14 protein-coding genes are annotated in these 14632 nt (G+C 30.1%); 4 read left to right on the forward strand and 10 right to left on the reverse strand.

Annotated elements, in window-relative coordinates:
* Window positions 1-260 precede the first annotated feature (260 nt).
* Both lepA and ACXYRP_RS01285 read left to right on the forward strand, forming a co-directional pair.
* The gene (lepA, locus tag ACXYRP_RS01280) at window positions 261-2075 is read left to right on the forward strand and encodes a translation elongation factor 4 (RefSeq protein WP_458597556.1); all 1815 of its coding nucleotides are present in this window, start codon (window positions 261-263) and stop codon (window positions 2073-2075) included.
* A 7-nt stretch (window positions 2076-2082) separates the two neighbouring features.
* Window positions 2083-3984 carry a M13 family metallopeptidase gene (locus tag ACXYRP_RS01285; RefSeq protein WP_458614079.1) on the forward strand — a complete coding sequence of 634 codons (1902 nt, stop codon included), beginning with the start codon at window positions 2083-2085 and terminating at the stop codon, window positions 3982-3984.
* 93 nt (window positions 3985-4077) lie between these two features.
* Here ACXYRP_RS01285 and rplQ read toward each other — a convergent pair whose 3' ends face one another.
* The 9 genes from rplQ to secY are packed head-to-tail and all read right to left on the reverse strand — an operon-like array spanning window position 4078 to window position 9490.
* Entirely contained in the window at window positions 4078-4440 is a 363-nt protein-coding gene (rplQ, locus tag ACXYRP_RS01290; protein WP_435129055.1) for a 50S ribosomal protein L17, read from the reverse strand.
* A gap of 1 nt (window position 4441) precedes the next feature.
* Entirely contained in the window at window positions 4442-5452 is a 1011-nt protein-coding gene (locus ACXYRP_RS01295) for a DNA-directed RNA polymerase subunit alpha (protein WP_458614078.1), read from the reverse strand.
* Window positions 5453-5483: 31 nt separating this feature from the next.
* Entirely contained in the window at window positions 5484-5873 is a 390-nt protein-coding gene (rpsK, locus tag ACXYRP_RS01300) for a 30S ribosomal protein S11 (protein ID WP_435129049.1), read from the reverse strand.
* Complete coding sequence (gene rpsM, locus ACXYRP_RS01305) at window positions 5873-6241, reverse strand: 30S ribosomal protein S13 (RefSeq protein ID WP_435129046.1); 369 nt, start codon at window positions 6239-6241, stop codon at window positions 5873-5875. The genes rpsK and rpsM overlap by 1 nt, the downstream gene beginning before the upstream one ends.
* Window positions 6242-6258: 17 nt before the next feature.
* The gene (gene rpmJ, locus ACXYRP_RS01310) at window positions 6259-6372 is read right to left on the reverse strand and encodes a 50S ribosomal protein L36 (protein WP_435129043.1); all 114 of its coding nucleotides are present in this window, start codon (window positions 6370-6372) and stop codon (window positions 6259-6261) included.
* An 11-nt stretch (window positions 6373-6383) separates the two neighbouring features.
* The gene (gene infA, locus ACXYRP_RS01315) at window positions 6384-6602 is read right to left on the reverse strand and encodes a translation initiation factor IF-1 (RefSeq protein ID WP_435129040.1); all 219 of its coding nucleotides are present in this window, start codon (window positions 6600-6602) and stop codon (window positions 6384-6386) included.
* A 1-nt stretch (window position 6603) separates the two neighbouring features.
* Window positions 6604-7380 (reverse strand): type I methionyl aminopeptidase, encoded by a 777-nt coding sequence (gene map, locus ACXYRP_RS01320; protein WP_458615059.1) that lies wholly within the window; start codon window positions 7378-7380, stop codon window positions 6604-6606.
* 32 nt (window positions 7381-7412) lie between these two features.
* Window positions 7413-8072, reverse strand: coding sequence for an adenylate kinase family protein (locus ACXYRP_RS01325; RefSeq protein WP_458597561.1), 660 nt, complete (start codon window positions 8070-8072; stop codon window positions 7413-7415).
* On the reverse strand, window positions 8066-9490 hold the full coding sequence (secY, locus tag ACXYRP_RS01330) for a preprotein translocase subunit SecY (RefSeq protein ID WP_458597562.1): 1425 nt from the start codon (window positions 9488-9490) through the stop codon (window positions 8066-8068). Before secY ends, ACXYRP_RS01325 begins: the two co-directional genes overlap by 7 nt.
* Before the next feature lie 268 nt (window positions 9491-9758).
* Between secY and ACXYRP_RS01335 the strand changes: the two genes are divergently transcribed.
* Window positions 9759-11699 (forward strand): DNA gyrase/topoisomerase IV subunit B, encoded by a 1941-nt coding sequence (locus tag ACXYRP_RS01335; RefSeq protein ID WP_458615060.1) that lies wholly within the window; start codon window positions 9759-9761, stop codon window positions 11697-11699.
* A 427-nt stretch (window positions 11700-12126) separates the two neighbouring features.
* On the opposite strand, the gene rsmG is transcribed toward ACXYRP_RS01335, so the two are convergent.
* Entirely contained in the window at window positions 12127-12819 is a 693-nt protein-coding gene (gene rsmG / locus ACXYRP_RS01340) for a 16S rRNA (guanine(527)-N(7))-methyltransferase RsmG (protein WP_458615061.1), read from the reverse strand.
* Between the two features lie 95 nt (window positions 12820-12914).
* Between rsmG and ACXYRP_RS01345 the strand changes: the two genes are divergently transcribed.
* A complete protein-coding gene (locus tag ACXYRP_RS01345) occupies window positions 12915-14630 on the forward strand; it encodes a Na/Pi cotransporter family protein (protein WP_458615062.1) in 1716 nt (571 codons plus the stop codon).
* Window positions 14631-14632 lie beyond the last annotated feature (2 nt).

The raw sequence follows: 14632 nt of genomic DNA on the forward strand, positions 1-14632 counted from the left end.
ACACAAGAAAATTTCTTGTGTTTTGTTATCTTAGATATGGATTTTATGTTTACTTACAACTTATTTCCGTATCATTATATCTACTTTATTTTTAGTAGAAGACTTATAAATACATACTAATAACAAATAAATAAAAATTACTTTTTTGCATTATAATTTAAATATAAAAAAGTAACAAAACAAATTTATAATGCAACGCAAATGATACATTATACAAAATTTAATACGCATAAAGAAAGAATTTAATATAATTTAATAATATGAAAATAGACAAATCAAAAATTAAAAATTTTTCAATCATCGCACATATTGATCATGGTAAAAGTACCCTCGCTGATCGCATTCTTGAAATAACTAACACTGTTGCAACAAGAGAATTAAAAGAGCAATTTCTTGATTCAATGGATTTAGAAAAAGAGCGTGGAATTACTATAAAACTTAATGCAGTGCAAATTAAATATAAAGATTATATTTTTCATCTTATTGATACCCCTGGTCATGTTGATTTTACTTATGAAGTTTCACGTTCCTTGGCAGCTTCTGAAGGTGCTTTGTTACTAGTTGATGCAACACAAGGCATTGAGGCACAAACTCTTGCAAATGTATATCTTGCTCTAGAAAACAACCTTGAAATAATTCCGGTAATTAATAAAATTGATTTGTCATCTGCAGATGTGGAAGGTGTTAAAAAAGAAATTGAAGATGTTATCGGGATACCAACCGAGAATGCTGTATTAGTATCAGCAAAAACAGGATTAGGGGTAGATAAGTTACTTGAAGCAATTATAAAATATATCCCGTCTGCAAAAGATGCTGATGATGATAAACCATTAAAAGCTTTAATTTTCGATAGTTATTTTGATCCATACCGTGGTGTTGTAATGTTAGTTCGGATTTTTGAAGGGATTTTAAAAGTAGGTGATAAATTTAAATTTATGTCTCGAAACGATGAGAACAATCGCTATCATGTAATCGAATTAGGGGTCAGAAATCCTTATGAAACTAAAAAAGAGGTGTTACAAGCAGGTGAAGTAGGTTGAGTTTCTGCAGCCATCAGAGATGCTAAGGAAGTTAATGTCGGTGATACCATTACACATTTAGAAGAACCAACTCAAAATGCTTTACCTGGTTATAAAAAAATGAAACCTGTTGTTTTTACTGGATTTTATCCAGTTGATACACGAGATTATTCACTACTTAAAGAGAGTTTAGAAAAAATTTCTTTAAGTGATTCATCAATAAGTTGAGAACAAGAAACATCCAAAGCATTAGGATTTGGATTTCGTGTTGGTTTTTTAGGACTTTTACATATGGAAATCCTACAAGAACGATTAGATCGTGAATATAAAGTTGGTATCATTGCAACTTCTCCAAGTGTAGAATATAAAGTTACCACCACCAAAGGTGAAATAGAAATGATCGCCAATCCTACCTTACTCCCTGATCGAACATTTATTGAAAAAATCGAAGAACCTTATGTGCAAGCACAAATTTTTATCCCTAACGACTATATCGGTAATGTAATGGAATTATGTCAAAACAAGCGTGGGATATATAAGTCGCTTGAAATAATAGATTCTAAGCGTTCTAATGTAATTTATGAACTACCATTGGCTGAAACTATTTTTGATTTCTTTGACCGTCTTAAATCAACTACCAAGGGCTATGCTTCATTTGAATATGAATGATTAGGATATCGTGAAAGTGATTTAGTAAAAGTAGATATTTTACTTAACGGGGATAAAGTTGATGCTTTTTCAATTATATGTCATCGTGATCGAGCTTATGAACAAGCTCGACAATTATGTGTTAAACTAAAGGATGCTATTCCTAGACAAAACTTTGAAGTCCCTGTGCAAGCAACAATCGGTGGAAAAATTATCGCTCGCGAAACTATTAAGGCTTATCGAAAAGATGTTACTGCTAAGTTATATGGTGGAGATGTAACACGAAGACAAAAGTTACTTAAAAAGCAAAAGGAAGGTAAAAAACGTATGAAAAAACTTGGTAGCATCGAAGTTCCACAAGAAGCCTTCTTATCAATTTTAAAAACTAATATAGAAACAAAAAAATAGGAGAAATATGAATAAAAAAGATGATTTTTATGAATATGTTAATGCAGAATGATTAAAAACTGCTAAAATACCAGAAGATCGTTCATCAATCGGATCTTTTGTTGAGTTAGAGTTAAATTTAGAAAAATTACTTAAGAACTTAATTTCCCAATGATCATTAGGTAAACAAGAATTGCCAGAAGATCATCCGATGATGTCTGATTTAGTAAAATTTTATCAACTCATTATTAATTCAAAAAAAAGAAATGAATTAGGTTGACAACCTGTTCGTAATTTTTTAGATAGAATATATCAATTTAACTCTTTTAATGATATTTTCAATGCAAATCGTGATGTGTGATTAAATTACAATTTCTTACCATTAGAATTACAAATTTATGAAGATTTTGCAGATAATGATAAAAGAATTTTGTGACTTGATTCAGTTTCAGTAATCTTGCCATCTAAGGAAACTTATGAGCAACCAAAAGAAAAAGAAAAATTACTTAATGCATGAAAAAATATGGTAAATGATTTACTTTTAGATTACGGTTTTGCTCAGCAAAAAGTAAATATAATGATTGAAAATGCGATTGCTTTTGATGATATTTATAAAGACCACATTCTTTCATCAGTCGAACAAGCAGATTATGTTTCCTTATATAATCTGAAAACCAGAGAAGAACTAAGTTTGTTTTCTAAAAAATATGACTTTTTAAGACTCTTAGACTTAATTATTGGACAAAAAGTATCAGAAGCATCAATTCCAAACCTAAGACTTTTTGCTAAGTTTGATGAAATTTTTAATGAAACAAACTTCGAAAAATTCCGTGATTTAATGTTTATTAAAAATATGCTAGCAACTACAACTTATTTATCAGAAGAAATAAGAATTAAAGCAACCGAGTATGCTAATGCAGTAAATTCAGTGGCAAAAGTAAGAGAATTAAATGATTTTGCATATGATTTAACCAGTAAGTTCTTTGGAATGCCACTCGGAATGTTCTATGCTGATAAATATTTTGGATCAAAAGCTAAAGCAGATGTGGAAAATATGATTGCATCTATGATTGATGTATACAAAGATAGTTTATTACATAACAGTTGACTATCAAAAGAAACAATTCAAAAAGCAATCTTGAAACTTGAAAAATTTGAACCCATGGTAGGTTATCCAGAAAAAATTCATCCATATTATGCTAAATTTAAGGTAAAAACATATCATGATGGTTCTAATATTTTTGAAAACATTAAGGAATTTAACAAACATATCAGTGAATATCAATTATCCTTATATCATAAATCAGAAGATAAAAAACTTTGGGGTATGACACCCGCTACAATTAATGCTTACTATAATCCAATGCGAAATCAAATTGTTTTTCCTGCTGCGATATTAGCATCTCCTTTTTATGATATAAATCAGTCTAAGTCAGCTAATTTCGGTGGAATCGGGGTTGTTATCGCACATGAAATTTCACATGGTTTTGATAACAATGGGGCACAATTTGACGAAAACGGTAAGTTAAACAACTGATGAACCGCAAATGACTTAAATGAATTTAAAAAACGCACACAAGCTGTTATTGATCTTTATGACGGAACAGAGACAGAATATGGTAAAGTGAATGGAAAATTAACAGTTTCTGAAAATATCGCAGATTTAGGTGGATTTGATTGTGCTTTAAAAGCAGCTCAAAAATATCCTGATTTTGATGCACATGCATTCTTTGAAAACTGAGCTACTGTTTGACGAGCAATTTATAAAGAAGGTAGAGCAAAAAGACTACTTGATTCAGATGTACATGCTCCAACCAAAGTACGTGCAAATAAAGTTTTATCTAATAACGAATTATTTTTAAAAACCTATGATATAAAAGATGGTGATCAAATGTATTTATCACCTGAAAAGCGCATTAAAATTTGATAAAAATATCCACTTATGTGGATATTTTTATACAAAAAACAACCCTAGGTGGGCTGTTTGCAATAAATTTTTAAAGCTCTAAAATAAGTAAGGAAATTAAACTAATTCAATTAAGGCCATTCGAGTATTATCACCCAATCGTTTTGGTAATTTAATAATTCTTGTGTATCCACCGTTTCTTTGTGCATATTTAGGTGCTACTGTGTCAAATAAATGTTTAAGAACATTTTTGTTACCTTCAACTTTAATGTCGCGAACATATGAAGCTACTGCACGTCTGTTTGCTAAGGTAGGGGTTTTTGCTTTTTGAATCATACGTTCAGCATGTCTGCGAACTTCTTTTGCACGGGTTAAGGTTGTTGTTAGATGTCCATGAGCTATCAACTCACTAACTAATGAACGCATTACACCAGTTCTTCATTTTGTATCACGTGAATAGATTTGTTTTGGATTTGCCATATTATTCAACTCCTTCTTTTAAAATAATACCTTGCTCAGCGAGTTTTTTGACGATTTCTTCAATAGATTTTTTACCTAAGTTTTTAATGTTTTCAAGGTCTTCAAGTTTCATTGCAGCAAATTCACTAAGTTTGCGTTTATTAGCTTTTTTAAGTGCATTATATGAACGAACACTTAAACCAAGTTGTGAAATATCAATATCATCATCAGGTTTTTCTTCTTCAACTTGTTTTGGTTCTTCAAAGATTTTTACATCTTCCATACTATCAACATTACCGATAACAGCGAATAAACCGATTAAAATTTCTGATGCAGATTTAATCGCCTGTTTTGCTGAAACCGTTCCGTTTGTCTTAATATTTAATTCAAGTTCTTCTTCAATCTTGGGTGATGATGAGTTTAGTTCTCTTTGTGTATATCATACTTTTTCAATTGGAGAAAAATCAGAATCAACTGCGATATATTCAGCCTTTTTAATATCTGTATCTAACGAAACTTTGATTTGCGGATTTAGTAAAAGAACTTTATTCTCCTCAAATGAAATAAATCCACGTCCTGCACGTAAAAACATTTCTAATTTTAATGCATTTGGATTCACTACTTCTGCAATGTGTACTGATGGATCAATAACACGAACACCGGGGTTTGAAATCTGCATTTTTCCTGCTATTAATACACCTGATTCATCTGCTACCAATTTAACCTTAACAATTTCATTATCTGAAACAATATTAGGATCATAAGTGAATTTAACCTTACGCAAATTCATAATCAAACTTGGAACATCTTCTACAACTTCTTTAATTGTAGAAAATTCATGCTCTACCCCTTCGATGCGAACACAAAATGGTGCAAGCGAAGTAGTAGATGAAAGCAATACACGTCTTAATGCAATTCCTAATGTGTTTGCATAACCTCTTTCGAGTCCTTGTAAGGTGAATGTGGTTTCATTATCGTCTGTTTCTCTAAATACTGGTTTTTTTCTATAAGATAATTGTTTCATCTTTTCCATATCGAGACTCCTTTAAATACTATGGTATTAATTATTTTTTTGCACGTTCACGTTTTAAAATACGTTTTGGAGGTCTAGTACCATTATGCGGAACAGGTGTAACATCTTTGATTTCAGTAACTGTAATTCCAGCAACTTCGATTTGTTTTCTAGCAGCATCTTTACCTGCTCCTAGTCCTTTTAATTCAACCTTGACTGTCTTCATTCCGTGTTCTTTTGCAGCTTCCGCGGCTGCTTGTGCTGCTAAACCTGCAGCATATGGAGTTTTTTTCTTGGTCCCTTTATAACCAATTGCTCCTGCTGATGATCAAGCAATTACATCACCTTTTTCATCTGTGAAAGTAACAATAGTGTTTTGATTTGTTGAGTGAATATGTGCTATTCCACTAACAATATTTTTCTTTTTTGATTTACGAGCCATTATTTACCTTTCTTTCCTGCTACAGTTTTTCTTGGACCTTTACGGGTACGAGCATTCTTTTGGGTTGATTGACCACGAACTGGTAATCCTTTACGGTGTCTGATCCCACGGTAGCATTTAATTTCCATTAAACGTTTAATGTTTAAAGTTACTTCTCTGCGTAAATCACCTTCGGTGGTATATACTTTTGCAGCTTCACGAATTCTTGATAATTCTTCTTCACTTAGATTTTTAACACGAGCATCTTCACTTACTTTTGCAGTTTTACAAATTTCTTTTGCTAAGGTTCTTCCAATTCCATAAATGTAAGTTAATGAAACAACTACACGCTTATCATTTGGAATTTCAACATTTAAAATTCTAGCCATTTAACTTTCCTTTCTTATTAACCTTGTCTTTGTTTGTGTTTTGGATGAATACAAATCACACGGTTTACACCTTTACGTTTAATAATCTTACAATCTTTGCAAATACTCTTTACACTTGCTCTAACTTTCATAGTTTCTCCTTTTATTTATGACGATAGACAATGCGTCCTTGTGTCAAATCATAAGGACTCATTTCTACATCAACTGTATCACCAGGTAAAATACGAATATGATTTACACGCATTTTACCTGAAATATGAGCTTTAATTAGGGCACCGTTATCGCTTAATTCAACTGTATATAAGTCTGTTGTATGAGCTTCTTTAACGACTGCTTTAAATTTAATTGCGTCTTTTGCCAAATTATATTCCTTTCGTTAGAACGACACCTTGAAAATCCTTTATTAAAACGGTATGTTCATAATGGGCTGTATTTGTTTTATTAGCGCTAATAACAGTTCAACCATCTGATAAAATTTTAATATGTGGAGTTTGAATTATCATTGGTTCAATACAAAGAACCATACCGTTTTTTAATAATGGACCACTTCCTTTATGTCCTGTATTATTAACATTTGGATCTTGATGGAGATGACTTCCAATACCATGACCACAAAACTCAACAGGTGTATATAATCCGTTTTTTTTGATATACCTACCTATTGCAGCACTGATGTCACCAACTCGAGCGCCTCTTTTAATTGCTTTTAATCCTGCTTCAAAGGCTCCTTTTGCAACATCAATAAGTTTTTGGTCAGATGCAGATACATTACCAATAGCTTTGGTAAATGCACTATCACTATTAAACCCCTGTCAGATGCAACCGATATCAACACTAACTAAGTCACCATCTTTTATAATGTAATTATTAGGGATTCCGTGGATCAATTGTTCATTTACAGAGATGCATGTGGTTGCAGGAAAACCATATAAACCTAAAAAAGCTGGTTTAGCACCCCTTTTAGTAATTTCTTTAAAAGCTAATTGATCAATTTCTTTTAAAGAAACCCCTGGTCTTATGAAATCTCACAAAATTTGTTTTACTTCTGCCAAGATTTTACAACTTTTGGTAATTTTTTTGATTTGTTCTTCGTTTAAAATTTGAATCAATACTACCTCCAGATGTACTTTTGAAAACAAAAAAATGATACTTTTTCAAAAGTATCATAATTTTATCATCTTATTTTAAAATGAGAAGCAATTTCATTAGCAACTTCTTCAGGATCGCCTTCACAAGCAAAAGTTAGTAATTCACCTGTTTTTTTATAATATTCTAATAATGGTTTAGTTTGTTCATCGTATATTTTAAGACGGTTTTTAATTTTTTCAGGCTTGTCATCATCGCGTGAATAAAGCCTTCCACCATCGATATCGCAATAATCGGGAACGAAACTTCTTTTGAATTTTATATGATAACCTGTCCCACAAATTTCGCAAGCAAGTCTACCAGATAAACGTTCCATTATTATTTTTTCAGAAGCAGTTAATAATATAACTTTGAATTTTAAATTAGGAATTTGTTTTAGAAATTCTGCTTGTGCAATAGTACGTGGATAACCGTCTAAAATAAAAAACTTATTTTCTGCTCGTAGTTTCAAAATTGCATTTTTAACTATTTCATTTGTGATTTCATCAGGAACATATCCACCTGAGTTTACATAATATTCTACTTTCTGACCAAGTTGTGTTTTATTATGGATTTCTTGACGAAAAATATTTCCGGTAGATAAATGTATTCATTCGGTTTTCTTAGCAAAAACTCCTGCTACAGTTCCCTTACCTGCTCCAGGTTGTCCCATTAAAATTATATTTGTATCTATTTTTCCTATCATAATAATCCTGTTCCCATCTTCTTATCATCGTCTGATTTATCAGAATTTAAATTTTCAAAATTTTCAAGAGTAAGTCGTTTTGCCTTAGATAATTTGTTGCTCATACGACGTGCTTTAAGTTGTCCGAGTGTTTCAAGTGAAGTTGATACCAAAATCATTAAACCTGTTCCACCAAAAGCAATTGCTTGAGGAAGTATATGAGCCATAATTGCAATAAATTGCATACTTCCTAGAATTACTAAGTAAAGTGATGAAAATACACTTAAACGAAAAACTATAGCAACTAAATAATCTTGCGTTTCTTCACCAGGACGCACCCCAGGAATAAATGTAGAGTTTTTAGTAAAATCTTCTGCTATTTTATCAACTTTTGATTGCTGAATTCCCATTAACACTGAAAACACTAACACTATTACAATTAACAAAGTAAATCCAATCGGTTGAGTGAATTGTAAATTTGTGTTTATTCAAAATTTGGCAGCACTATGTTGTGGTAAAACATTAGCGATCATTGTAGGAAATGATAAAACTAACATTGCAAAAATTATAGGCATTATCCCGCCCGGATTCGCTTTAATTGGTAATTTACCCATTTCCTTACGACTCTTTGAGCGTCCTGCTCCGACTTGTTGAATCGGCACATGTCTTTCCGAAACATATACAATTGCAATTATTACAATTGTTAAAATATAAACTAATAAATAACTAATAAAGCTTATTATGCCTTTCATTATTCCACTTTCAGCTAAATCACCTATATAATATAAAATTGCTGTATGAAACTGACGAGGTAACCTTGCTGCAATACCAGTAAAAATTAATAAACTAGTTCCGTTACCCACTCCTTTGTTGGTAATTTGTTCTGAAATAAAAAGTGCTAATAACGAAGCAGAAACTAAAATCATCGGAATTATAAAATATACTAATGCATTTTCACTAAAATACTGGGTTCCTGTAATTGAAATAAATACAGATGATGGACTCCCTGATGAAAGAGCTCTTGTTAAAAACACTGCCTGCGGATAAGCAATTGCTAATGTTACAAAACGGGTAATAACATTAATTTTCTTTCTTCCTTGTGGCCCACTTTGTGAAAGTTTGTAAATTGGTGGAACAAACTTTGATTGCAAAATCATCATTATCAAGGATGCATTAATAAAAGGGCTAATCCCTAAGGCAAAAATCGAAAACTGACGCAAACCCCCACCACCAATTAAATTAAGAGTGTTTAAAAAAGCATTATTCGAAAGTTGACTTGGATCAGCAATCCGAATAAATGGTGCTGTAATAGTGGTTCCAAAAACAAAAACAGTAAGCATTATAATCGTAAAAATAATTTTTTTACTTAAATTTTTATTCTCTCAAAACTTTCTTCAGCCTTTAGATAGTTTATATCAAAGATTACTAAAAGTCAACAAATTTACTCCTTTATAAAAAACATTTTAATTATACCTTTTTTTATTAAATATGTGTGCTTAAAATAGTAAAGATATTTTACATTTTTGTCTATATATCATACCTTTAAATATTATATTGTTTTAATTAATATAATTTCAAAAAACTAAATTGCTTTTAAATTTCTTATTATTTTAACGAAATTTGAAAGCAATTTTAAAAATTTATAAAACAAACATTATTTTGCTTTTCAATTTTAAATGTAGCGAAAATAATTATATAATTAAAATTATGAATGAGCAATATAATGCAAGTAGTATCCAACAATTAAAAGGTTTACAAGCGGTTCGTAAGCGTCCTGGAATGTATATTGGTGGAACTGATATAAATGGTTTACACCATCTTGTCTGAGAAATTGTAGATAATGCAATTGATGAAGCTTTGGCTGGTTATGCAAACAAAATAGCAGTATTTTTAAGAACAGATGGTTCGGTAAAAGTTACAGATAATGGTCGAGGAATCCCAGTAGATAAGATAAAAGATGACGATCGCAGTGCTGTAGAAGTTGTTTTTACTGAATTACATGCTGGTGGAAAATTCGATTCAAGTGCTTATAAAACATCAGGCGGTTTACACGGTGTTGGTTCAAGTGTTACCAATGCTTTGTCAACTCAATTAATAGCAACTGTAGCAAGAAATGGTAAATTATATCGCACTGTTTTCGAAGGTGATAATATTAAAGAGCGAACCCATGAAGTAGGAAAGAGCAAGGAGACAGGGACATCGGTTGAATTTTGACCCGATTATCATTTCTTTAAACGTGCTAAATTAAATATAGATACAATTTCTGAACGTTTAAAGGAAAGTGCTTTTTTAATCTCTAATTTAGAAATTAGAGTTGTTGATGAAAACATCGGTTTTGATGAAACTTATCAGTATAATAATGGTATTCAAGCATTTATTGATTTTCTAAATGATTCCAAAACACCTTTAACTAAGGCGATTTCATTTAAAGACACCAAAAAAGACATTGAAGTTGAATTTGGTTTTCAATGAACTGATTCGTATTCGAATTTGTTATTAAGTTTCGTTAATAATGTTAAAACTCGCGATGGTGGTAGTCACGAAATTGGATTACGTAATGCTTTTAACAAAATAGTTAATGAATACGCCTTGAAAGAAGGTTTTTTAAAAGGCAAAAACATCTTTGATTCTGAAGAAATCAAGGAGGGCCTTACTTGTGTTATTTCGCTCAAAATTCCTGAACATCTTTTAGAATTTGTTGGACAAACAAAAGACAAATTAGGAACACCTGAAGCAAAGAATATTAGTGAAGAAATTGTTTCAAAATACTTGCAAAAATGAATTGAAGATAATAAAAATCAATTTAAGAAAGTTTTGGAAAAAATTAAACGTGCATATGAAATCCGACTTGAAGAACGTAAGCGTCGCGATGAAGCAAGACAATCTAAGAAGTCACTAAAAGAAAAAAGTATTATAAGTGACAAATTAACTCCAGCGACATCAAAAAAGGCTTCTGAAAGAGAGTTATTTATTGTCGAAGGCGATTCAGCAGGGGGATCTGCTAAAAGTGGTCGTGATCGTCATTATCAAGCGATTTTACCTCTGCGCGGAAAGGTTATAAATTCTGAAAAGAAAAGTATTATTGATTTACTTAAAAATAATGAAATAGCAACTATTATCAATGCAATTGGTGCTGGTTTTGCCAAGGATTTTGATTTAAATAAATGCAATTACAATAAAATAGTTATTATGACGGATGCTGACACCGATGGGGCACATATTCAAATTTTATTACTTACTTTTTTTTACCGTTTTATGAAACCTTTAATTGAAGCAGGTAAAGTTTATATCGCAATTCCTCCGTTATATAAAATTACTAATAAAAGCAAAAAAAACATTTTATATGCTTGAGATGAAAATGATTTAAGAGATATATTAACAAAACAAAAAGGTGCTATCGAACTACAAAGATATAAAGGGCTCGGTGAGATGAATGCTGATCAATTATGAGAAACTACAATGAATCCACAAACACGTACATTAATTAAAATTAGTATCGAAGATGCTTCACTTGCTGAAAGAAGGGTTTCAATTTTAATGGGTGAAGATTCATCGAAACGCAAGCAGTGAATTGATAGTAACATTGATTTTTCAGAAGAAGATTTGGATTTTATAGAAAAAATGGAAAAAATAACAAAAAAACACTAAAAATTTACTTATTTTGTTATTTATTATGATATATTAATATTTTTTGTTGTATAATAAAATTCCTAAGTGTATTGTCAAATGTGCTTAGGATTCATTATTGATATCAAAATACTTAATACTTAGTAAAATCAAAATATTCATTTAAATATCAAATCTATGTTCTATTATTTTATTCGTAAATTTTCATTTAAATTTTTACTCAATAATTCATAAAATTATTTAGTTTATTTATGTTCTCTCTTTTCATTCAGTTTTCGTTAACAAAATTTCTCTTTCATTATTCTTTGTTATCTCGTTATAATTTTTCACATAATTTAATTTCTTTCTTATATTTTGTTTAAACTCTATATAATATAAATTGAAAACTGTAAATTAAAAATTTTAAAAGTAGTCAAATTTTTGACTACTTTTTTATACATATAAATAACTACCTTCTAAGTTTTATAACATCTTTTCAAACATACGGAATAGAATTTGGTGTACTTCTAAGTTTTGTAATATATACAATATGATTATCTTTGTTTATTTGTGTCATAGAAAACTTTTCAATATCCAACTTGTATTTAACTTGTTTAAAAGCAAATTCTGCATCTTCTACCTCTTTTAAAACTTTTTTTCCCTTTATCAATATCATTTTTCCACCAACTCTGATAAGGTGAAAGGCAACTAAAATTAATGTTTGGATATCTGCAACAGCACGGGCTGTTACAATATCGTATATATTTTTTTGTTTTTGTTCCTCAACTCGTTTTTTATAAACTTTAATATTAGTAATATTTAATTCTTTAATAACAAGATTTAAAAAATCACAACGTTTTGTTAGTGGTTCATAGATATCAAGTTGAAAATTAGAATTTAAGTTAGCAATAAAATAAGGAACGGATGGAAAACCTACACCTGCACCGATATCTAATACATTGCATTTATCAAACACTTTCATTATTTTGTCCATAAATGCTAGGGATTCCAGGATCCCTTCACTTCATAAACGATCACCGGAAAAACCCGTTAAGTTCATTACTTTATTTTTTTCTTCTATTAAATTGACATATTTATCAAGTTTTTCAAAGTCTCAACCTTTTTGATAACACAACTTTTGCACATATTCTTTTGAATCCATAATAATATTTTAACTTATTCAAAGTTTCTTTGTATTAAATTTTCAAATTATAAAATTTTATTATAATATCAAAAAAGATATCTGAAAGGACAGTTATGAAATTTGATACAATTTCGCTCGCAATCGTCTTTGCTTTAGCATCCTTGGCTTTATTTATTTATGCAACTAAAAAGTTATCTACATCATTAAAAAGTATCGGTGATTCAAAATTTCGTAAGGTGATAAAATTTATAACTAAAAATAACTATATTGCTTTGCTGGTAGGGATTCTATTCACAACTTTTATCCAATCTTCGGATGGTGCAATCGCATTAATAATGGGACTTTTAGCAGCACGATTTATAAGTTTAAGAGCAGCTATTGCCTTTTTACTCGGTGCAAATATCGGAACTGCAACAACATCCTTAATCGTTTCATTTCAATCAAGTTTTAAATTTACTGAATACTTTATTTTATTTATGGTTATCGGAGTGTTTGGTTCATTACTCACTAAAAAAGATAGATGACAAAACATTTTTTTGCTAGCAATTGCAATAGGAATGGTATTTTTATCACTAAAAATAATGTCATCTGCTGCAAAAGAAATTGTAAAACAAGATTTCTTTAAGAAAACCCTATCTGTTGCTGGAGCAAATCCATGATCTGCCTTCTTGTTTTCATTTGTTCTTACTGGGATTTTACAATCTTCTAGTGCAACTGTTACTTTATATCAAATTGTCTTTAAAGAGCAAGATACATTACAAATTTATTCAGCTATCGCCTTAGTTCTTGGGGCTAATTTAGGAACAACCATAACCGGTTTAATAGTTTCTTTTACATCTAAAAATAATAATTCTAAGAAAATTGCTATCTTATGAGGATTTACTAATTTATCAATTGCCTTACTTATCTTACCTTTCTTATATCCTTTGACTTATTATGCAGACTTTATATTATTAATGGCACCCACACAAAAGGCCTTGCAATTATCCTTGGCTCACTTGTTCTTTAACTTTATCCTAGTTGGTATTTTCTTTTGGTTAATTAAATATCTTGAATTATTTGTAAATAAGATTATAAAAGATAAAAATATAGACAAAGAATTTGAAATTATTCTACCTGCTCAACTGATTAATGAAAACCCATCATTGGCACTAAAGGCTGCTAAAAATGCCTTGTATACCCAAGGTAAAATTTCTCAAAAAGGAATGAAGTTACTTTGAGAATATATAAAAAGTGGAGATCAAAAAATCTTAAAAGAATACCATCACTTGGAGGAAGTTATTGATAATACACGGACATTAATATATAACTATTTAGTTCAACTTAACAGTCGCAATTTGAATAGTGACGATGCTAAATTGCATTTATCATTAATTCTTTCAAGTCGTTCAGTTGATAAAATAATGGGATTGGGAAATGATGTTATCTTAGAATTAAATAAAACTTATATATCAAAATCAACACAAAAATTCGACTTAGATAGCGAAATAATAACTGAAATAAGTGAATTAGTAGAATCTTTGCAGACTTTATTAAAAAATTCAATCAGACAATTAGAAAACCAAACTGATGAAAGAAGTAATTTTATTGATAAACTATACACAAATATTAATAGTTTATCGGATGAATTCACTAAAGTAAATGTAGAACGTTTGAAAACACAAAATGGACAAAAGCAACTTGATAAAGATTTTGATTATGGTATTTTATTAAGAACCATCGAAAGAATTGCACATCACTGTCAAAGAATAAATCATTATATTAAAAACACTAGACTTAATATTCATGATATTTCACTTGATGAACAAAAAAACTTTGTTGATGTTTAGGA

This window comes from Mycoplasma sp. 5912 (assembly GCF_054353835.1).